Source organism: Cupriavidus necator (assembly GCF_016127575.1).
Classification (GTDB): domain Bacteria; phylum Pseudomonadota; class Gammaproteobacteria; order Burkholderiales; family Burkholderiaceae; genus Cupriavidus; species Cupriavidus necator_D.
This window is the reverse complement of the sequence record NZ_CP066019.1, coordinates 1150693-1169797: the sequence shown is the minus strand read 5'-3', so window position 1 is coordinate 1169797 and position 19105 is coordinate 1150693. Positions and strand designations below refer to the sequence as shown.

The following is a 19105-nucleotide window of genomic DNA, read 5'->3' as shown; positions in this document are numbered from 1 at the left end:
ATAATTCGTAATTACAACAGAATTGTAGCCTGAATGTGTCAGAAGCGAGACATTTTCTATTCGCACCGGATGCTGCCTCGGCGCTAAGCCAGACGAAGGAAGTGTTGGGCAGTCCCCGGCCTCAGTGGCCAGCCCCCCAAGCCAATCAGCCGGCCTGCAGCCGGCCCAGCAACCGCCGCCCCGCCTCGATCACCGCCGCATCCGGCTGCATCTGGTAGCGCACGATCATGCCTTCGATGCACAGCATCGCTTCCTCGGCCACCGCTTGCGGCTGGTCCAGGCCCAGGCGCGTGGCGATGTCGGCGACGAATGCGGCCAACTCGGCCTTGTGCGCCGCGGCCTGTTCGGCCGCGCGCGCGTCGCCGCCCGCCTCGGCCACCACGTTGATAAAGGCGCAGCCACGGAAGTCTCGGCCGAACCAGTCCGCCAGCGCGTCGGCAATCACGTCCAGGTGCGGGCGCGCGGCCAGCCGGGCTTCCACGTCCTGCCGGAACCACGTCATCCACTCGTCATGGCGGCGGTCCAGGAACGCCGAAATCAACTCGTTCTTGGAGGCGAAATGGCGGTAGAGCGACATCTTGGCGACGCCGGATTCGGCAATGATCTTGTCGATGCCGGTGGCGCGGTAGCCCCCCTGGTAGAACAGGCGGGCAGCGGTGTCGAGGATGCGGTCGCGGGCGGAAGGCGTGGCCATGGTGGCGGCGTAGTCGGTAAAGGTGCGCGGCCGGACAGCGCCCTGCGCCGCCCTGCCTCTCTATAGGTCGATACTATGACAGACAGACCTGTCTAGCAAACCTGGCCCGCTCAGGCCTCCAGCTTCGCCTCCGCATCACGCAGCGCCGTACGCAGGCCCTCTTCCACCACCGGGTGGTAGAAAGGCATGCCCAGCATCTGCCCGATGGTCAGGCCCTGCTGGTACGACCACGCCAGCAGGTGGGCGATGTTCTCGGCACGCGGGCCGGTCCATTCCGCGCCCAGGAAGCGGCCCGTGGCCTTGTCGGCATAGACATGCATCAGGCCGCGGTTCTTCAGCATCACGCGGCTGCGGCCCTGGTCCTCGAAGCTGACCTCGCCGGTCACGAACGTGCCTTCGGCCAGGTCGGCGTAACGCTGGCCGACCATCGCGATCTGCGGGTCCGTGAACACCACCGCGATCGGCGCGCGCCGTGCCAGCGGCTTCACTTGCGGATAGCTGGCGGCGTTCTCGCCCGCGGCCTTGCCCTCGTCCGCGGCCTCATGCAGCAGCGGCAGGATGTTGTTGGCGTCGCCGGCAATGAATACCGGTGCATTGCCGCACTGGAGCGTGCGCGCATCGAACAGCGGCACGCCGCGCGCATCCAGCGCCAGGCCGGCATTTTCCAGGCCCAGGCCGCGCACATTGGGCACGCGGCCGGTGGCGACCAGCGCATAGTCGAAGCGCTCGGTCACGCTGCGGCCTTCGCGGTCCAGGTAAGTCACCACCACCTGGTCGCCGTCGCGGGCCATGTCGGTCACCCTGGCGTCCGGATCGAGATAGAACTCGCCGTTGAAGGTCTTCGCCGCGTAGGCGCGGATCACGGGATCAGTCAGCGGCCCGAGCGAGCCGCTGACGCCGAACACGCGCACCCGCACGCCAAGGCGCGACAAGGCCTGGCCAAGCTCCAGCCCGATCACGCCGGGGCCGAACGCCACCACGCTGGCGGGCAGGTCTTCCCAAGCGAACACATCGTCATTGACGATCAGGCGGTCGCCGAACACCTGGAACGGCGCCGGCAGCATCGGCGTGGAGCCGGTGGCAATGACCACGCGGCTGGCACGCACGGTGGTGTGCCCATCCACTTCCAGCGTGGTGTTGTCGATAAAGCGGGCATAGCCGCGGACGCGGTCGGCTTCGGGGATGTTCTCCACGCCGCGCACCACGAAGCCGACAAAGCGGTCGCGCTCGCTGCGCACGCGGGCCATCACCTCGCGGCCATCGATGCGGACCTCGCCATCCACGTGCACGCCGAACGGCGCAGTGTGGCGCAGTTCGTGCGCGGCCTCGGCGGCAGCGATCAGCAGCTTGGAGGGCATGCAGCCCACCCGGGCGCAGGTGGTGCCGTACGGGCCGCCTTCGATGATCACGGCGCGCTTGCCCGCGGCAATCGCGGCACGGTAGGCGGCAAGGCCGGCGGTGCCTGCGCCGATCACGGCGACGTCGGTCTGGATGGTGGTCATGGCGGTCAATTCCTTTGTCTTGATGGCGTCAAGCTGGTGTCAATCAGCGGGCTGGATGGGGCCGCCATGCCGGGCAAGGCGACCCCATCGGGTCCGGCGACTGCCGGTCCCCGGGTGCGGGATGAAGGGAGAATCGGCTTACTTGCCCAGGTACTGCTGCAGCGCCTCGGCGCCGCCGATGAGCTTGCCGTTGATAAAGACCTGCGGTGCGGTCATCTCGCCCGACACGGCGCCCAGCACCTTGCCGCGCACCTTGTTGTCCAGCGGCACGTCGATATAGTCGAAGCCGTTGTCGTCAAGCAGTTGCTTGGCCTTGGCGCAGAACGAGCAGCCGACCTTGGAGAACACCACCACCTGGTCCGGCTTGCGCGCGTCCGGGGCGATATGGGCCAGCATGGTGTCGGCGTCGGACACCTTGAACGGGTCGCCCGGCTCTTGCGGTTCGATGAACATCTTCTGCACCACGCCGTCCTTGACCAGCATCGAATAGCGCCAGCTGCGCTTGCCGAAGCCCAGGTCGGCCTTGTCCACCAGCATGCCCATGCCTTCGGTGAATTCACCGTTGCCGTCGGGGATCATGGTGATGTTCTCGGACTCCTGGTCCTTGGCCCATTCGTTCATCACGAAGGTGTCGTTGACGGACACGCACAGGATGTCGTCCACGCCGTGCTTCGCGAACACCGGGGCCAGCTCGTTGTAGCGCGGCAGGTGGGTCGACGAGCAGGTCGGCGTGAAGGCGCCCGGCAGCGAGAACACGACCACGGTCTTGCCGTTGAACAGCTCGCCGGTGGTGACGGTCTTCCACTCGTTGTCTTCACGCATGCGGAAAGCGACATTGGGAACGCGTTGGCCTTCACGGGATTGCAGCATCAGTTCACTCCTTGGTCTGGATCGGGTTGGTTTCGGCTGCGGGTTGCAGCGAAGGCCCCATTCTGTAGACCGGGATGTGATTTGTACAATTCATCGTTTTAACCACGACGATTGCCTTACGCTATTGACTCGGCATGGCCATCCCCTATTGCGCCGGCCCTTGCACTTCATCCGCGGGCACGCAAAAGCATATTTTTTCGGCAAATACCGGCGAGTGCCCTATCATGCGGCATCCACTCAGACTCCCGTTTTGTCCGCAATGACCCGACCTTGCCGCCTGCCGTCTCTCTACCGATGGGCCCCGATGCTCGCGCTGTCGCTGGTGCTGGCGCACCCCGCGCAGGCGCAAACCCTGAAGAAACCGGCGCTGGATGCGCTGGTCTCCGGCACCCGAACGGCGGCCCAGGCCGACCTGCAGGCATTCATGGCCGCCGCGGCCAGGGCCGAGCCTTCCGTGGCGCCGGCCGTGGCGGCGTGGCAGGCCCGGTCGCCACTGGCCGGCGACAACCTGGTCAATATCGGCCGCCTGCTGGGCGTCTACAACCGCGTCCGCAATGAGGCCGCGGTGATCGACGCCATCGGCAGGATGGTGGCGCTGCGCACCGTGCGCGACGAGAAAATCCCGCAGCACGAGAACCCCGCCATCATCGAGTTCGGCAAGATGATCGAGGCCATGGCGCGCGACTTCGGGCTGGCCTACCGCAATGTCGACAACCGGGTCTTCGAGGTCACGCTGCCCGGCGGCGGCAAGGATACCTTCGGCATCCTGACCCACGCCGACGTGGTGCCCGCGGTGGCCGAGGAATGGGTACTGGAGGACGGCACCAGGCTGGATCCGTTCCGCATGACGCGCGTGGGCGACATGCTGTACGGGCGCGGCACCATCGACGACAAGGGCTCGATCGCCGCGGTCATGTATGCCATGAAGACCGTCAAGGAAAGCGGCGTGCCGCTGGAGCGCACCATCCGCCTGATGATCGAGACCACCGAGGAAACCGGCGGCGACGGCATGAAATACTACCGCCAGCACACCACCCTGCCCGAGTACAACGTCGTGCTCGACAGCAAATACCCCGCGGTGGTGGCGGAGAAAGGCGCGGGCACGCTGACCGTTTCCTTCGGCATCAAGGCGGCGGACGACAAGAGCGCGCAAGGCAAGTCCGACCGGAAGGGACCTGCCATCGTTGCCATGCGCGGCGCGGCCTCGGCCAACGCCATCCCCGAGACCGCCACCGCTCGCATTGCCGGCGGCGATGCTGCCGCCGTCGCTGCCGCGCTGGAACAGGCACGCGCTGAATTCCTGCGCCGCCACACCCCGCGCGGCAAGTTCTCCATCGACGTGAAGCGCGCCGGCAACGACGTGGAAGTGAAGGTCACTGGCGCCTCGGCGCACGGATCGCGCCCTGAGGAAGGGGTCAACCCGCTGCCGCGGCTGGCGCTGTTCCTGCAGGCCAGCCGCGTGCAGTTTGCCGAGAACCACTACCTGAACGCGGTCCGCTACCTGAACGACCTGTACGGGCTGGATTACCTTGGCACCAGGATGGAGGTGGCCTACCGGGACCCGTTCATGGGCCCGCTGACCATGTCGCCCACGCTGGTGCGCGAGCGCGGCGAATACGTCGACGTGGTCACCAACGTGCGCATGCCGCGTGGCCGCACGCCGGACGAGCTGGGCGGCAAGATCACCAAGCGCATCTTCGGCTGGGCCGCCACCCATGGGCCAGTCGAAATCAAGTACGACCAGGGCAACTGGATGGCGCGCGATCCCAAGGGCGCGTGGCTGTCCACGCTGCTGAATATCTTTGGCGATACCACCGGGCTGGAAGCCAAGCCGGTTTCCACCGCCGGCAGCACCACCGCCAAGCTGATGCCCAATGCCATCAACTTCGGGCCGGCCATGCCGGGCAAGAAATACACTGCGCACAACGCGCGCGAGTACAAGGAAGTGGCCGACCTGAACCTGGATATGCAGATGTTCACCGAGATGCTGGTGCGGATCGGGAACCTGGACAAGATGCAGTAACGAGGGTTTCAGGCGTGTCCCTCTGCGCTTGTGTGCTCCCTCTCCCCTCATGGGGAGAGGCCCGGGGTGAGGGGTGGTCCAGCTAGGAACCACATCAAGCGGGACCTTCGGTTTTAGGACCCAACAGCTTCACAACTCCAGTTCACTCAACCCCGCATGTTCATCCGGCCGCCGGCCCAGTGGCCAGTGGAACTTGCGGTCCGCCGCCTTGATCGGCGCATCGTTGATGCAGGCAAAACGCCTGCGCATCAGCCCCGCCTCATCGAACTCCCAGTTCTCATTGCCGTATGACCGGTACCAGTTGCCGGAATCGTCGTGCCATTCATAGGCAAAGCGCACGGCGATGCGGTTGCCGTCGTGCGCCCATAGCTCCTTGATCAGCCGGTAATCCAACTCCTTCTGCCACTTGCGCTGCAGGAAGGCGACGATGTCGGCACGGCCATTGACGAATTCCGCACGGTTGCGCCAGGCGCTGTCGACGGTATAGGCCAGCGCCACGCGCTCTGGATCGCGGCTGTTCCAGCCATCCTCCGCGGCACGGACCTTGGCGATGGCGGATTCACGCGTGAATGGGGGCAACGGCGGACGGATTTCGGCTTGTGCGGACATGCGGAGGCTCCTTTGCTGAAACAGGGTGAATCAGATGGAAGAACAGGCTGCTCAATATGATACAGACCTGTCTCATTATTGATAGACAGATCTGTCTTGTCAAGGCAGGATACCGGGCAGAATTCAAAAGCAAGACCCGGAGTGCCAGGTGCACGCGGGCGGCCTAAAGTTGGCACCATGCAAGCGAGAGAAAGGAGACCCGCGGTGAGCATCAGCCAGATACAGCGTCCCGAAATGGCCGTGGCAGGGCCGCGCCGGCCAATACTGCCAGCGCGCGGCACGGCGCGGGGGCATAGGCACGAAGCCGATATCGCCACCCGCGTCGATGGCACCGACTGGGCCGCCATTGCACGCGAGCTCGACGACTACGGCTGCGCCGCGATCCGCGGCCTGCTGTCGGCAGCCGAATGCGACGCGCTTGCCGCCGGCTATGCGCAGGACGCGTGGTTCCGCTCTCGCATCGAGATGCGCCGGCACGGCTTTGGCCAGGGCGAGTACAAGTACTTCCGCTACCCGCTGCCCGACACCGTGGCCGCAATGCGCACGGCGCTGTATCCGCACCTGGTGCCGGTGGCCAACCGCTGGAACGCCGCCATGGGCATCGATGTGCGTTATCCCGCCGCGCACGCCGATTATCTTGCCCGCTGCCACGACGCCGGCCAGTTGCGCCCGACGCCCCTGCTGCTGCGCTACGGCCCCGACGACTACAACTGCCTGCACCAGGACCTGTACGGCGAGCACGTATTCCCGCTGCAGGTCGCCATCCTGCTGTCCGAGCCGGGCCGCGACTTTACCGGCGGAGAATTTGTGATGACCGAGCAGCGGCCGCGCATGCAGTCGCGGGCCGAGGTGGTGACGCTGCACCAGGGCGATGCCGTGGTCTTTGCCGTCAGCCAGCGCCCGGTGCAGGGCAGCCGCGGCAGCTACCGCGTGAACCTGCGGCATGGCGTCAGCCGGCTGCACGCGGGCCAGCGCTACACGCTGGGCATCATCTTCCACGACGCCACGTGAGGTATCCCATGACCCGTCCCACACAACAACCGGAAGTCAGCACCATCGAACGCGACCCGCGCTGGGCTCGCGTGCTGGCGCGCGATCCGGGCGCCGACGGTGCCTTTGTCTATGCGGTCAAGACCACCGGCGTGTACTGCCTGCCGAGCAGCCCGTCGCGCCTGCCGCATCCGGCCAATGTCGAGTTCTTCGACAATGCCGCCGCGGCCGAAGCCGCCGGCTACCGGCCCAGCCGACGTGCCGCCGCGCCTGCGCTGGCGGCACAGCACGCAGCCATCGTGGCCGACGCCTGCCGCCGCATCGAGGCCGCCGACACCCTGCCCACGCTGCCCGAACTGGCCAACGCAGCGGGCGTCAGCCCCTATCACTTTCACCGCCTTTTCAAGGCCGCCACCGGCCTGACGCCGCGTGCCTATGCCGCCGCGCATCGCGCCAGGAAACTCCGCGAGCAACTGGGCACCAGCGACTCCGTGACCGAGGCAATCTACGACGCCGGCTTCGGCTCCAACAGCCGCTTCTACGAAACCTCGGACGCAGTGCTGGGCATGACCCCGTCGCGCTACCGCGCGGGCGGGGCCGACACCGATATCCGCTTTGCCATCGGCCAGTGCTCGCTGGGCGCGATCCTGGTGGCCCAGAGCGAGCGCGGTGTCTGCGCGATCCTGCTGGGCGACGATCCCCAAACGCTGTTGCAGGACCTGCAGGACCAGTTCCCGCGCGCCAACCTGATCGGCGGCGATGCGCAGTTCGAGCAACTGGTGGCGCAAGTGGTGGGCTTTATCGAGGCACCTTCAATCGGCCTGGCGCTGCCGCTGGATGTGCGCGGCACCGCGTTCCAGCAGCGTGTATGGCAGGCCCTGCAAGAGATCCCCGCGGGCAGCACCGCCAGCTATGCCGAGATCGCGGCCCGCATCGGCGCGCCGCGTGCGGTGCGCGCGGTGGCGCAGGCCTGCGCCACCAACCACCTGGCGGTGGCCATTCCCTGCCATCGCGTGGTGCGCAGCGACGGCAACCTGTCGGGCTACCGCTGGGGCGTGGCGCGCAAGCGCGAGTTGCTGGAGCGCGAGGCGCAAGCCTGAGTGGCCCGCGCTCAGCGCGCCACGGCTGCCTGCACCCGAGCCAGGTAGTCGTGGATCTGCGCCACCACCGCCGCGCCCTCGCCTACCGCCGCGGCGACCCGCTTGGTCGATCCCGCCCGCACGTCGCCGATGGCAAACACGCCCGGCACGTTGGTCTGCAGCGGATACGGCACCGCCGACGCGCAGCCCAGCTCGCCGCCGCCGGTGCGCACGAAGCCCTTGTCATCGACCTCGACGTTGCAGGTGCGCAGCCACGACGCATTGGGATCGGCGCCGATGAACAGGAACAGGTGCCGCACGTCCATCGTGACCGGGGCCGGGCTTTCCGCCCGGCATTCGTAGCGCACGGAACTGAGCCACCCTTCCCCCGCCAGCGCGCTGATCTGCGCGTGCGTGTGCAGCGTGATATTGGGCAGCGAACCGATGCGGTCGATCAGGTAGCGCGACATGGTGGCGGCCAGCCCCGGCCCGCGCACCAGCATATGCACGTGCGCCGCGTGCGAGGCCAGGTAGACCGCTGCCTGCCCGGCCGAATTGCCGCCGCCCACCAGCATCGCCGGCTCGTTCTTGCACAGCTTGGCCTCCACCGGCGAAGCCCAGTAGTAGACACCACGCCCTTCAAAGTGCTCCAGCGCGGCGATGTCCGGGCGACGGTACTGCGCGCCGGTGGCAATCACCACGGTGTGGGTCGGGATCATGCGGCCATCGGCCAGCTCCAGCCGGATCGGGTCCGCGCCGCAATGCAGTGCCTTGACCTCCAGCGGGATGGCGATATGCGCGCCGAACTTCAGTGCCTGCACGAACGCGCGCCCGGCCAGCGCCTGTCCGGAGATGCCGGTGGGAAAGCCAAGATAGTTCTCGATCCGCGCACTCGCACCCGCCTGCCCGCCCGGCGAGCGGCAATCGATCACCGCCACCGACAAGCCTTCGGATGCGGCATACACGGCCGTGGCCAGCCCCGCAGGCCCGGCGCCGACCACCACCACGTCATAGACATGGACCGGATCGAACTCCGGCAACAGCCCCAGGCACGAAGCCAGCTGCCCTTCGTCCGGCGCGCGCAGCACGCGGCCGTCGGCGCAGATCACCAGCGGGAAGTCGCTGGCGGGCGCGTTGGCATAGTCGAGCAGCAATGAGCAGTCGCGTTCGGCGTCGATATCGATAACCGTATGCGGGTAGCCGTTGCGCCGCAGGAAGGCTTGCAGTGCCACCAGCTGCGGCTCGGTGCCGTGGCCGACCAGCACCGGCCCGCTGCCGAATTCGATCAGCCCCACGCGGCGCAGGATCAGCGCGCGCATGATGCGCTCGCCCAGTTCGGCCTCGGCCACCAGCAGGGCGCGCAGCCGCTCTGGCGTGATCACATAGCCCTGGGTATCGGTCACGGCCACGCCGTCGACCAGCGCCGGGCGGCCGCTGAGCGTGCCGACCTCGGCCAGGAAGTGGCCGGCGCCCTGCTCGGTGATCTGGTGCTCGCGGCCCAGGCCGTCGCGCCGCATCAGGCGCACGCGGCCGCTGCCGATCAGGTACATGCCCCGGCCCGTATCGCCGATGGCAAAGAGCTTCTCGCCCGCGCGCCAGCTCTGCGGCGTGCCAAAGCGGCGCACGCGCGCCATGTCGTCGGCGCCGAGCTGCGGGAACATCTGGTGCCAGCGTGACTCCAGCGTGGAATACGGCGCCTCCAGGCCGCCGCCGGCCTCCGGGCCGGTGTCCTCATCCGGGGCCATTGCCTCCGACTGCGAAATCGCCATGCTCCCTCCCCGTCTGGACCCGCGCCTGCCCTGGGCACATCTTCCCGGTTGCGCGCGGCCTATCGATAGTAGACGGCTGCGCGCAGAATGCGAGAATCGCACGGCGCAGTTGCGGATTGCGCTGGCTTGGGATTGAATGAGCGCCTCGGCGTGTCGGCATTCGCCGTCACCTTCAGCAAGAAACCAGTCTTGATGCAATCCAACCATGATTCCGACGCCAGCCAGGCTGGCGACCGCCCCGCCCGTCCGGCATTGCGCCCCCTGACGCCCGTCGAAGGCCGCGTGCTCGGCGTGCTGGTCGAAAAACAGCACACCGTGCCCGATACCTACCCGCTGTCGCTCAATGCGCTGGCCTCGGGCTGCAACCAGAAGACCGCCCGCGCCCCGGTGATGAACGTCAGCGAGGCCGATATCCTTGAAGCCATCGATGGCCTCAAGGGCCTGAGCCTGGTCTTTGAAGGCAGCAGCAGCCGCGTGCCGCGCTTCGAGCACAATATGCAGCGCGTGCTGGCCGTGCCCAGCCAGTCCGTCGCACTGCTGGCCATGCTGCTGCTGCGCGGCCCGCAGACCGCGGCGGAGCTGCGCCTGAACACCGCGCGCCTGCACGGCTTTGCCGATATCTCGTCGGTCGAGGCCTTCCTTGACGAACTGGCCAGCCATGCTCCGCCCTTTGTCGTCCGGCTGCCGCGCGCGCCGGGCGCACGCGAAAATCGCTGGATGCACCTGCTGAGCGGCGAAGTGAGCGCCGCGGCGGACGCCGACGATGCCGACCGCACCACCGGCGGCGCCACCGCCGCGCCGGGCGAACTCGAACAGCTGCGCGCCGAACAGCAGGCCCTGACCGAGAAGGTGGCGAAGCTGCAAAGCCTGGTCGAACACATGGCCGGCCAACTCGGCATCCCTGTCGACGAGTTTCTCGACTGACACCGCGCCTGCGTCATGGCTGACGGTACCGACCACCCTGCTGTTAGCCAGCATTGGTGGTTGGAGGATATTGCTGGCGGTTAATTGCGTTATTACCTCGCGAAGGCGAGCCACAGGCTCAGACCCCAGCGCGGCAGACGGCTTGCCGTCCGACCTGCCCGATGGCCCGGATGTCACCTATCCTTTGCTCAGGACCGCAAACTGGACAGGGAGACCGGCGCAGCCATGGACAAGACAGCCTTCGTATTTGCGGGCGGCGGCAGCCTGGGTGCGATCCAGGTCGGCATGCTGCGCGAACTGGCGGCATGGGGCGTGATGCCCGATATCGTGATCGGCGCCTCGGCCGGCGCCATCAACGGCGCCTACTTTGCCTGCAATCCGGGCGTGGCCGGCGCCGGCCGGCTTGACGCGCTGTGGCGCGGCATCCGGCGCTCGGACATCCTGCCGTGGAGCTGGCGCAGCGTCTGGAGCATGTTCGGCGGCAACCGCGGCCACCTGGTGGAGGCGGCCGGGTTGCGCCGACTGCTGGCGCAGCACTTCGGCACGCTGCGGCTGGAAGCAGCGGAACTGCAGCTGCACGTGGTGGCCACCGACATGCACAGCGGCGACGAAGTCTTGCTGTCCAGCGGCAGCATAGTCGACGCGGTGCTGGCCAGCGCGGCCATCCCCGGCGTGTTCCCGCCGGTGCAGTTCGAGGGCCGCACGCTGATCGATGGCGGCGTGGCCAACAACACCCCGGTATCCACCGCGATCGCACTTGGTGCCACGCACGTGATCGTGCTGCCCGCGGGCTTTACCTGTGCGGAGCGCCGCCCGCCGCGCGGCGCGCTGGAGCATGCGTTCAATGCGCTCTCGCTGCTGGTGGCGCGCCAGCTCGTGCACGACCTGCAGCACTTCGCCGACCGCGCGCAGATCAGCGTGGTGCCGCCGCTGTGCCCGCTCGACATCTCGCCCTACGACTACTCCAAATGCGGCGAGCTGATCGACCGCGCCGCGGCCACCACCGCGCAATGGCTGCAAGGCAAGGGGCTTGACAGCCAGCGCATACCGGGCGCGCTGGCGCCGCATTCGCACGACGAAGCGACGCCCAGCTGCAGCGCCGACATCCCGGCGGCGGCGCCCCACTGACGCCGCTCAGCGCCGGGTGGAAGTACCCGAACGGATTGTGCCGCGCCGCATGCTGGCCGCCCTGGTACCGCCCTCATCGACGCGGATCAAGGCAAGCTCACCCTGCCCGCGCGCCAGGCTGCGCTCTGGCAGCCATTGCTACAATCCGACAGATGTCCACCCAAGCCGAACGCAGCGCCAGCACCCGCCAGTCCCTGATCGACGCCGCCGTGACCTTGCTCGTCGAGCAAGGCTATGCGGCCTTTTCAGAAGCGCGCGTGTGCGAACTGGCCGGCAGCAGCCGCGGCTCGCTGCGGCACCATTTCCCCGAAGGCCGCTATGACCTGCTGCCAGCCATGCTCACCTGGCTGCTGGAGCGCGAGGCGGCGCGCCTGGCCGCGCTGGGCCCGCTCAGCCCCTCGCTGTGCCTGCACCTGATGCTGCATATCCTGGCGACCCGCCCACAGCGGCATACCTCGCTCGCCATACTGGAGGTGTGGATGGCAACGCGTGGCGACGCGCGCCTGGCCACCGCCGTGCGCGCGCCGCTGGAGGCTGTGCCGCAGATGCTGTTCGGCCAGCCGCCGGACGCGCCGCCGGAGCCGGAATGGCTGGCGCTGCGCTGTTTCCTGCACGGCGCCACGCTGCACAGCTTCGCGCCGGACTACGACGGCCAGGGCTTGTCCGAAGCGGTGCGCTGGCTGATCGCGCGCCTGCCGGCCCCGGCGGGGCTGGACGCCTTGCTGGCGCGCTTGCACGCAGACTAGTTGTAGAGCGCCGGATCAGGGCAGCCGCGCCAGCAACCGGTCGCCCAGCGTGGGCGGCAGCGCCAGGCGCCCTGCCTTGCCAGGCGCCGCGGCATCGAAGACCACGGCCTGGCCGTCCCAGCTGAGCCGCACCGGCCCGCTGCTGTTGAAGGTGCGCTGGGCCAGCACGCGGTCGCGCTCCACGCCGTAGATGCGCAGCAACACCCGCTCCCGACCCAGATAGCAGTATTCCGCTGCGTAGCGCGCGGCGGCATCCAACGACGGCAGGTGCCGGCAGTTATGCGCGCCGGCGCGCTCCCAGGCGCCGTGGCCATAGGCGATGGCGGTCCAGATACCGCCGAGCGCCAGCAGCCGCCCCGCGGTCACCAGTGCCAGGCGCTGCGCGCGGGCCTTGCGCCCGTCCGGGGTCGCCATCACGTGCGACACCGCGCGATACAGCGCCAGCCCCAGCAGCAGCATGGTTACCGCCGCCAGATGGAAATAAAACGCCGACTCCGGCATTGACGCCATGATCTGACCCATGCCCGCTCCCGGAAAATATCGTCAAACTAACCGTCCTGCCGAATATCAGAATCCGGCGTCCGCGCCGTCATATAAAAACGCACCGCATTAATCGGCGTCATTAATTCCAGAATATTGAAAATCGGCGCCCTGATATATCCGAGCATAATCAACCGACCGCACCGGGCCAATCCGGTGTATTCCCGCACCGGAGCTGCCGGCGACCGCCGCCATCTTATTTTTCCGATGGCAGCGCCGCCAGCAGGGCGAGCAGCCGCGCCACCGTCGGCGCCACGATCGCGGCCAGCGCAGCGGCGTTGGCGGCATCGCCGTCGCTGGCGGCATGCTCCAGGCGCTGGGCAAGAGCACGCAAGGCATGGCAGCCGACGTAGTGGGCAGATGCCTTGAGCCGGTGGGCGACGCTGCGCACGGTGTCCAGCGCACCGTCCGCGGCGCGCAACTGCGCCAGGTCGGCCTGCGCCGAGGTGACCAGGGCGTGCACCAGCTCAGCGGCAAAGGCGCGGTTGCCGAAGGTCTGCGACGCGATGGCTGGCCCGATTCCCGCAGCCTCGCGGGGGGACAGCGCCAGGTAGCGCTGGCGGGCCAGCATGGCGACGATGGCCGCTTCGGTCACCGGCTCGCGCAGGCAGGCGATCACACCTTCGTCCGCGCCGGGCACCGGCACCGCGTCGGCCGGCAGCACCACGGCGCAGACCGGGCCGGTGGCACGCCAGGCGCGCAACAGGCTGTCAGGGATCTCGGTGGCGGCGCCGGCTATCACCAGGCCGATGTCTGCGGCGGCGTCCGGCGCGGGCGTGTCGGTGTGCACATCAAAGCCGAGATCGCGCAGGATCGGGGCAACCCCGGCGACCCAGCGCGTGTCGCCGGGCGTGGCAAGCAGCAACGCGCCGGTCATGCGCCGCTTCTCAATGCGAGTCGAATCACGGGCAGCATGCTAGCCGATCGCGATATGGTGGCGCCGCGCAAAGTCGATGACATCGACAATCGATTTTGCCCCGAGTTTTTCCATGGCCCGGGTCTTGTGGGTGCTGACCGTCTTGTTGGAAATAAACAGGGTTTCGCCGATTTCCTTGTTCGACATGCCCTTGGCAAGCATCTGCATGACCACCAGTTCCTTGTCGGAAAGACTGGCCAGGCGCGCGGCTTCGTCGGCGTGGCCGGCGTTGTTGCCGCGGTCGGTTTCCGGCATCACCGTATAGCCGGCCAGCACGGACTCGGTGCAGCGCACGATCTCGGCCAGTTCCTGGGTCTTGCTGACAAAACCATGCGCGCCGGCCTGGCGCGCGCGCGGGGCAAACGTGTTCTGGTCCTGGCCGGAAATGACCAGGATGCGCACGGCGGGGTGGCAGGCCTTGAGGCGGGGGATCACGTCCAGCCCGTTGATCTTCGGGATGTCCAGGTCCAGGATCACCACGTCGGGGGTGTACTGCCGCACGATCTCGATGGCGGCCTGGCCATTGTCGGCCTCAAGCACATGGGTGATGCCCAGCACCTGGGAAAAGTGCGTCTTTAGCACCACCCGCACGGGCGGGTGGTCGTCGACGATCAGGATTGTGGTCAAAACTTGAACTCCATAACAGGCGCCCTGATGTCCGGGCGCCCATGCACATCATTTTGCTCAGCATTTGTGCCGGAGGGCACCGGAAATTTCCGAGCGCGGGCTTGCTTCTTCCGAAAACCCGGCTGGTTTTGCAGGCCTGGCGCAATGCGGACCATGGCAGTTGCGCAATCCAATCATAACGCTGCCGCCACAGCTGAAAAACCACGTCGCCGGACCATGGCAGGGGGTACCGGAAGGTTTTGTTTTGGACCTGCCTGCCGCCATCGGGTTTCTCGACGCTGGCGCGTGCGTGCCTGGCTGATGCCGGCGTTGGCCCCGTGAGATGCTGCCCGGCATTTATCTTCGATATGTGACGTGAAAGGCATCAACGGCGCGTGATCCGGAAATTTCACCCCCAATCTCAGATTCGTCCTAATGAGATATCGAGGCTGAGCCCATAGAGTGAAAACTATCCAGCCACCGCTACGCCAACCGCGCGGCGGCCGCTGCCATGTTTCACTGAATTTTGCCGCCCCGCTTGTCCATTCATCAGCCCATCCATAACGAATCTCCATCGGCCACCGCTTGCCCGCACCGCTTCACGCGCGCCTGGCGGCTGGCAAGTGCCGCGTTGTTCGTCAGCGTATTGGCCTGCGCCGTTGCCCAGCGGACGGCAGATCCCGCGCCAGCGCCATCCCCGGCCGGCACGCCAGTCGCCTTGCCCGAGGCACCGGCCCTGCAACCAGCCCCGCCACCACAAGCAGCGCCACAGGCGCACTGGCAGGTGCTGGGGTGGACGACCGGGCTGCTCTGCCTGCTGACGCCATGCCTGCTGGCATGGATCTTCGTGCTGTATCGCGAGGTGCGCCGGCGCCGCGCCGCGGAGATTGCGCTGAAGGACAATATCGCGATCCAGTCGGCGCTGCTCGACGGCATTCCCCAGCCTGTCTACCTGCGCGATGCCTCGCTGCGGCTCATCACCTGCAACCGCAGCTATGAAGAACTGGTCGGCGCCACGCGCGACACCTTGCGCGGGCAGCCGCTGGACACATCGGTCCAGGTGCATCCCATCGCCATCGACATGGCCGAGGTGGAGCGCGACTACCGCAAGGTGATCAAGGACGGCATCCCGCTGCACAAGGACCGCTGCCTGCGCCTGGGCGGGCGCACCCACCACGTGCTGAACTGGCTGACACCGCTGCGCGGCGCCGATGGCACCGTCAAGGGCCTGGCCGGCGGCTGCGTCGACCTGACCGAACGCCACGACATGCTGGCCGAGCTGGCGCAGGCCAAGACAGAAGCCGAGGCCGCCAACCGCGCCAAGTCCACCTTCCTGGCCTCGGTCAGCCATGAGATCCGCACCCCGATGAACGCCATCACCGGCATGCTGGAGCTGACCCTGGCGCGCTGCCAGCTGGCCGAGCAGGAACGCCTGCAGCTGGTCACGGCGCATAAGTCGGCAGTGGGCCTGCTGGCGCTGATCGACGACATCCTGGACCTGTCCAAGATGGAGGCCGGCAAGTTCAGCATCCACCCGGCACCCGCTTCGCTGCCCGGGCTGGTCAAGGACACGCTGCTGATCTTCGGGCCGGTGGCGGCACAGAAGGGCCTGCCGCTGACCAGCGGCATCGGCGTCGCCGTTGCGCCGCTGCATCAGGTCGATGCGCTGCGTTTCCGTCAGATCCTGGCCAACCTGGTGTCCAACGCGGTGCGCTTCACCGACAGCGGCACGATCCACGTCAGGCTTGACGCCCTGGCGCCTCGCGACGGCGTGCAGCAGGTCATGCTGACCGTCTCCGACACCGGCATCGGGATACCCGCCGGCGAGCAGGCGCGCATGTTCGAACCCTTCGAACAGGTGCATGACCGCACCCGGCCCCATGCCGGCGGCACCGGGCTGGGGCTGGCAATCTGCCAGCGCCTGGCCAGCGCGATGGGAGGCCAGATCTCGCTGTCCAGCCAGCCGGGCCAGGGCACGCGCGTCATGGTGACGCTGCCGTTGGCGCTTGCCGTCGCCACGGAACTGCCCGAGCCGGTGCCGCCGCCCATGGCGGGCTGCGCACGGCGCCGGGTCAACGTCCTGGTGATCGACGACCATGCGCCCAACCGGCTGCTGCTGCAGCGCCAGCTGGAGCACCTGGGCCACCGCGTGAGCACCGCCTGTGATGGCCGCGAAGGGCTGGCCATGCTGGACCGGTCCAGCTTCGACGTGATCTTGTGCGACTGCGCCATGCCGGTCATGGACGGCATGGCATTCGCACGGGCGGTGCGCGCACGCAAGGATGCGCGCGGCAGCGTGCCGGTGATCGGTTGCACCGCAAGCGCCGTCGCGGTGGACCATGCCGCGGCGCTGGCGGCGGGCATGAATGCCGTGATCGTCAAGCCGGTTGGCCTGCAGGCGCTGGATGCGGCGGTGGCACAAGCCTGCGCCAGTGGCCACCGGGTGCGCGAGATAGCCGTGCCAGTGCGGGTCAGCGCGCCCGACAGCCAGGCCGGCACGCGTGACGAGGCCGCCCACTGCGGCGTCAAGCCCGGCTCGCGGCCATCATGGTGCGCGGTGTGCCGGGCAATGAACGTACAGTGCGACCGCCTCGACCAGCCGGAAGATTAAGAACCCGTTTCAGAATGAAAAAGGGGCGCGAAGGCTGCTGCCGGGCCGCAGGGCGTTGTTGCGGCCTCCTTGCGTGGAAATAACCACGCGGCGTCGACCACGCCTAGCCCTGCGGCCCGGCAGCAGCCTTCCCTTCGGGTTCAGGCCTCCAGCGGCACCGCGCTGGTGCACTTGATCTCGTCCAGGCACACGCTGGACTTCACGCCGCTGACACCCGGGATACGCATCAGCGTATCGAGCAGGAAGTCAGACAGCGACTTCAGGTCCTTTGCGACCACCTTGAGCACGTAGTCGATATCCCCGGTCACCGAGAAGCATTCCTGGATCTGCGCCAGTTCCGCCACCAGGCGCTTGAAGTTGGACAGGTCGCGGATATGCCCGCGCTCCATCGTCACATGGATAAAGGCCACCACGCCAAAGCCCAGCGCCGCCGCGTCCAGCCGCGCCTCATAGCGTTTGACCAGCCCGGCCTCTTCCAGGCGGCGGTGGCGCCGCAAAGTCTGCGCCGGCGACAGCGCGATGGCCTCTGCCAGCTCCAGGTTGGAGGCCCGCCCCTGCTCCTGCAAAACCCCCAGCAAGCGGCGATCGGTACGGTCCAGCTCGATCGATTGCACTTTGATTTCCTCACATCAGAGATTCACGCAATCGAATTTCATAATCTAGGGTTTCCCTGCCTGTTTTACGAAATCCAATTTTGCCGTCAGGAATATACACTGCATCCCAAGCAAGCGCACTACAGGCCTGTCCTGCAACAGGTTTCCGCCGAGCCGACTGACTCCGGCGCGACCTCGTTGCCAAGTGCCGCAGCCACAATATTATTTCCCGCCCCTTTAGTGAGAAAGCCATGGCCGACCTGTTTGACAACCCGATGCAGCTGATGGGCTTCGAATTCGTGGAATTCGCCTCGCCCACCCCAAACGTGCTTGAGCCCCTGTTCGAGCAGATGGGCTTCACGCTGGTGGCAAAGCACCGCTCCAAGGACGTGGTGCTGTACCGCCAGGGCGAAGTGAACTTCATTGTCAACCGCGAGCCGCACAGCCACGCCGCCTACTTTGCCGCCGAGCACGGCCCGAGCGCCTGCGGCATGGCTTTCCGCGTCAAGGATTCGCACAAGGCCTACGCCCGTGCACTGGAACTGGGCGCCCAGCCGGTCGAGATCCCGACCGGCCCGATGGAGCTGCGCCTGCCCGCGATCAAGGGCATCGGCGGCGCGCCGCTGTACCTGATCGACCGTTTCGAGGAAGGCAAGTCGATCTATGACATCGACTTCGAATTCATCGAAGGCGTCGACCGCCACCCGGTCGGCCACGGCCTCAAGCTGATCGACCACCTGACTCACAACGTCTACCGTGGCCGTATGGCTTACTGGGCCAATTTCTACGAAAAACTGTTCAACTTCCGCGAAATCCGTTACTTCGACATCCAGGGTGAGTACACCGGCCTGACCTCCAAGGCCATGACTGCGCCGGATGGTAAAATCCGCATCCCGCTGAACGAGGAATCGTCCAAGGGCGCCGGCCAGATCGAAGAGTTCCTGATGGCCTTCAACGGCGAGGGCATCCAGCACATCGCCTTCCTGACCGACAACCTGATCGAGGTCATCGACCGCCTGCAACTGGCAGGCGTGCCGCTGATGACTGCGCCGAACGACTACTACTATGAAGCACTGGACACGCGCCTGCCCGGCCACGGCCAGCCTGTGGAGCAACTGAAGTCGCGCGGCATCCTGCTGGACGGCACCACCGAAGGCGGCAAGCCCCGCCTGCTGCTGCAGATCTTCTCCAAGACCGCGCTCGGCCCGGTGTTCTTCGAGTTCATCCAGCGCCGCGGCGACGAAGGCTTCGGCGAAGGCAACTTCAAGGCCCTGTTCGAGTCGCTGGAACGCGACCAGATCGAACGCGGCACGCTCAAGGTCGAGGCCTGACCGGCATCGATCTTCCCTGACCGGCTCCGGCCGGTTCCGGAAACGCGCACACCTCCTTCGCGGCAGTGACCCTGCCGCGCGGGCGGTGACGTCCCCCAGGCCCAAGCGTCCGACTCGACAATAGCCAGAGGCGCGGGCCCGCATTCCATGAGAATGGGTAGAGGAAACAACTGA

17 protein-coding genes are annotated in these 19105 nt (G+C 67.0%); 8 read left to right on the top strand and 9 right to left on the bottom strand.

Going from position 1 to position 19105, the window contains the following annotated elements; translation table 11 throughout:
• Window positions 1–145 precede the first annotated feature (145 nt).
• The 3 genes from I6H87_RS24325 to I6H87_RS24315 form a co-directional block, all read right to left on the bottom strand.
• The gene (locus I6H87_RS24325) at window positions 146–694 is read right to left on the bottom strand and encodes a TetR/AcrR family transcriptional regulator (protein ID WP_011617008.1); all 549 of its coding nucleotides are present in this window, start codon (window positions 692–694) and stop codon (window positions 146–148) included.
• A 110-nt stretch (window positions 695–804) separates the two neighbouring features.
• Window positions 805–2196, bottom strand: coding sequence for a dihydrolipoyl dehydrogenase (locus I6H87_RS24320; RefSeq protein ID WP_010812442.1), 1392 nt, complete (start codon window positions 2194–2196; stop codon window positions 805–807).
• Between the two features lie 138 nt (window positions 2197–2334).
• Window positions 2335–3066: a glutathione peroxidase gene (locus I6H87_RS24315; RefSeq protein ID WP_010812441.1), complete on the bottom strand. Its 732-nt coding sequence runs from the start codon at window positions 3064–3066 to the stop codon at window positions 2335–2337.
• 304 nt (window positions 3067–3370) lie between these two features.
• Here I6H87_RS24315 and I6H87_RS24310 point away from each other — a divergent pair, with 304 nt between their 5' ends.
• On the top strand, window positions 3371–5089 hold the full coding sequence (locus I6H87_RS24310) for a dipeptidase (RefSeq protein ID WP_011617007.1): 1719 nt from the start codon (window positions 3371–3373) through the stop codon (window positions 5087–5089).
• 129 nt (window positions 5090–5218) lie between these two features.
• On the opposite strand, the gene I6H87_RS24305 is transcribed toward I6H87_RS24310, so the two are convergent.
• Window positions 5219–5698 (bottom strand): nuclear transport factor 2 family protein, encoded by a 480-nt coding sequence (locus I6H87_RS24305; RefSeq protein ID WP_010812439.1) that lies wholly within the window; start codon window positions 5696–5698, stop codon window positions 5219–5221.
• Between the two features lie 234 nt (window positions 5699–5932).
• Between I6H87_RS24305 and I6H87_RS24300 the strand changes: the two genes are divergently transcribed.
• Together I6H87_RS24300 and ada are read left to right on the top strand one after the other, a co-directional pair.
• Window positions 5933–6709 (top strand): 2OG-Fe(II) oxygenase, encoded by a 777-nt coding sequence (locus tag I6H87_RS24300; protein WP_371852256.1) that lies wholly within the window; start codon window positions 5933–5935, stop codon window positions 6707–6709.
• An 8-nt stretch (window positions 6710–6717) separates the two neighbouring features.
• Entirely contained in the window at window positions 6718–7788 is a 1071-nt protein-coding gene (gene ada / locus I6H87_RS24295; RefSeq protein WP_011617005.1) for a bifunctional DNA-binding transcriptional regulator/O6-methylguanine-DNA methyltransferase Ada, read from the top strand.
• Window positions 7789–7799: 11 nt separating this feature from the next.
• Here the strand turns inward: ada and I6H87_RS24290 are convergent, their stop codons facing one another.
• Complete coding sequence (locus tag I6H87_RS24290) at window positions 7800–9536, bottom strand: FAD-dependent oxidoreductase (protein WP_010812436.1); 1737 nt, start codon at window positions 9534–9536, stop codon at window positions 7800–7802.
• A gap of 192 nt (window positions 9537–9728) precedes the next feature.
• Between I6H87_RS24290 and I6H87_RS24285 the strand changes: the two genes are divergently transcribed.
• From I6H87_RS24285 to I6H87_RS24275, 3 genes are all read left to right on the top strand, one after another.
• A complete protein-coding gene (locus I6H87_RS24285; protein ID WP_010812435.1) occupies window positions 9729–10460 on the top strand; it encodes a YceH family protein in 732 nt (243 codons plus the stop codon).
• A 225-nt stretch (window positions 10461–10685) separates the two neighbouring features.
• The gene (locus I6H87_RS24280; protein ID WP_010812434.1) at window positions 10686–11588 is read left to right on the top strand and encodes a patatin-like phospholipase family protein; all 903 of its coding nucleotides are present in this window, start codon (window positions 10686–10688) and stop codon (window positions 11586–11588) included.
• Window positions 11589–11740: 152 nt separating this feature from the next.
• On the top strand, window positions 11741–12334 hold the full coding sequence (locus tag I6H87_RS24275; RefSeq protein WP_011617003.1) for a TetR/AcrR family transcriptional regulator: 594 nt from the start codon (window positions 11741–11743) through the stop codon (window positions 12332–12334).
• 15 nt (window positions 12335–12349) lie between these two features.
• On the opposite strand, the gene I6H87_RS24270 is transcribed toward I6H87_RS24275, so the two are convergent.
• From I6H87_RS24270 to I6H87_RS24260, 3 genes are all read right to left on the bottom strand, one after another.
• Window positions 12350–12856 carry a hypothetical protein gene (locus I6H87_RS24270; protein ID WP_010812432.1) on the bottom strand — a complete coding sequence of 169 codons (507 nt, stop codon included), beginning with the start codon at window positions 12854–12856 and terminating at the stop codon, window positions 12350–12352.
• A 214-nt stretch (window positions 12857–13070) separates the two neighbouring features.
• Window positions 13071–13751 carry an Hpt domain-containing protein gene (locus I6H87_RS24265; protein ID WP_011617002.1) on the bottom strand — a complete coding sequence of 227 codons (681 nt, stop codon included), beginning with the start codon at window positions 13749–13751 and terminating at the stop codon, window positions 13071–13073.
• A 39-nt stretch (window positions 13752–13790) separates the two neighbouring features.
• On the bottom strand, window positions 13791–14417 hold the full coding sequence (locus I6H87_RS24260) for a response regulator transcription factor (protein ID WP_010812430.1): 627 nt from the start codon (window positions 14415–14417) through the stop codon (window positions 13791–13793).
• Between the two features lie 763 nt (window positions 14418–15180).
• Between I6H87_RS24260 and I6H87_RS24255 the strand changes: the two genes are divergently transcribed.
• The gene (locus I6H87_RS24255) at window positions 15181–17007 is read left to right on the top strand and encodes a PAS domain-containing sensor histidine kinase (RefSeq protein ID WP_011617001.1); all 1827 of its coding nucleotides are present in this window, start codon (window positions 15181–15183) and stop codon (window positions 17005–17007) included.
• Window positions 17008–17147: 140 nt separating this feature from the next.
• On the opposite strand, the gene I6H87_RS24250 is transcribed toward I6H87_RS24255, so the two are convergent.
• Window positions 17148–17621, bottom strand: coding sequence for an Lrp/AsnC family transcriptional regulator (locus I6H87_RS24250; protein WP_010812428.1), 474 nt, complete (start codon window positions 17619–17621; stop codon window positions 17148–17150).
• A 230-nt stretch (window positions 17622–17851) separates the two neighbouring features.
• On the opposite strand from I6H87_RS24250, the gene hppD reads away from it, so the two are divergent.
• Complete coding sequence (gene hppD / locus I6H87_RS24245; RefSeq protein ID WP_010812427.1) at window positions 17852–18931, top strand: 4-hydroxyphenylpyruvate dioxygenase; 1080 nt, start codon at window positions 17852–17854, stop codon at window positions 18929–18931.
• The last annotated feature ends 174 nt before the right edge of the window (window positions 18932–19105 follow it).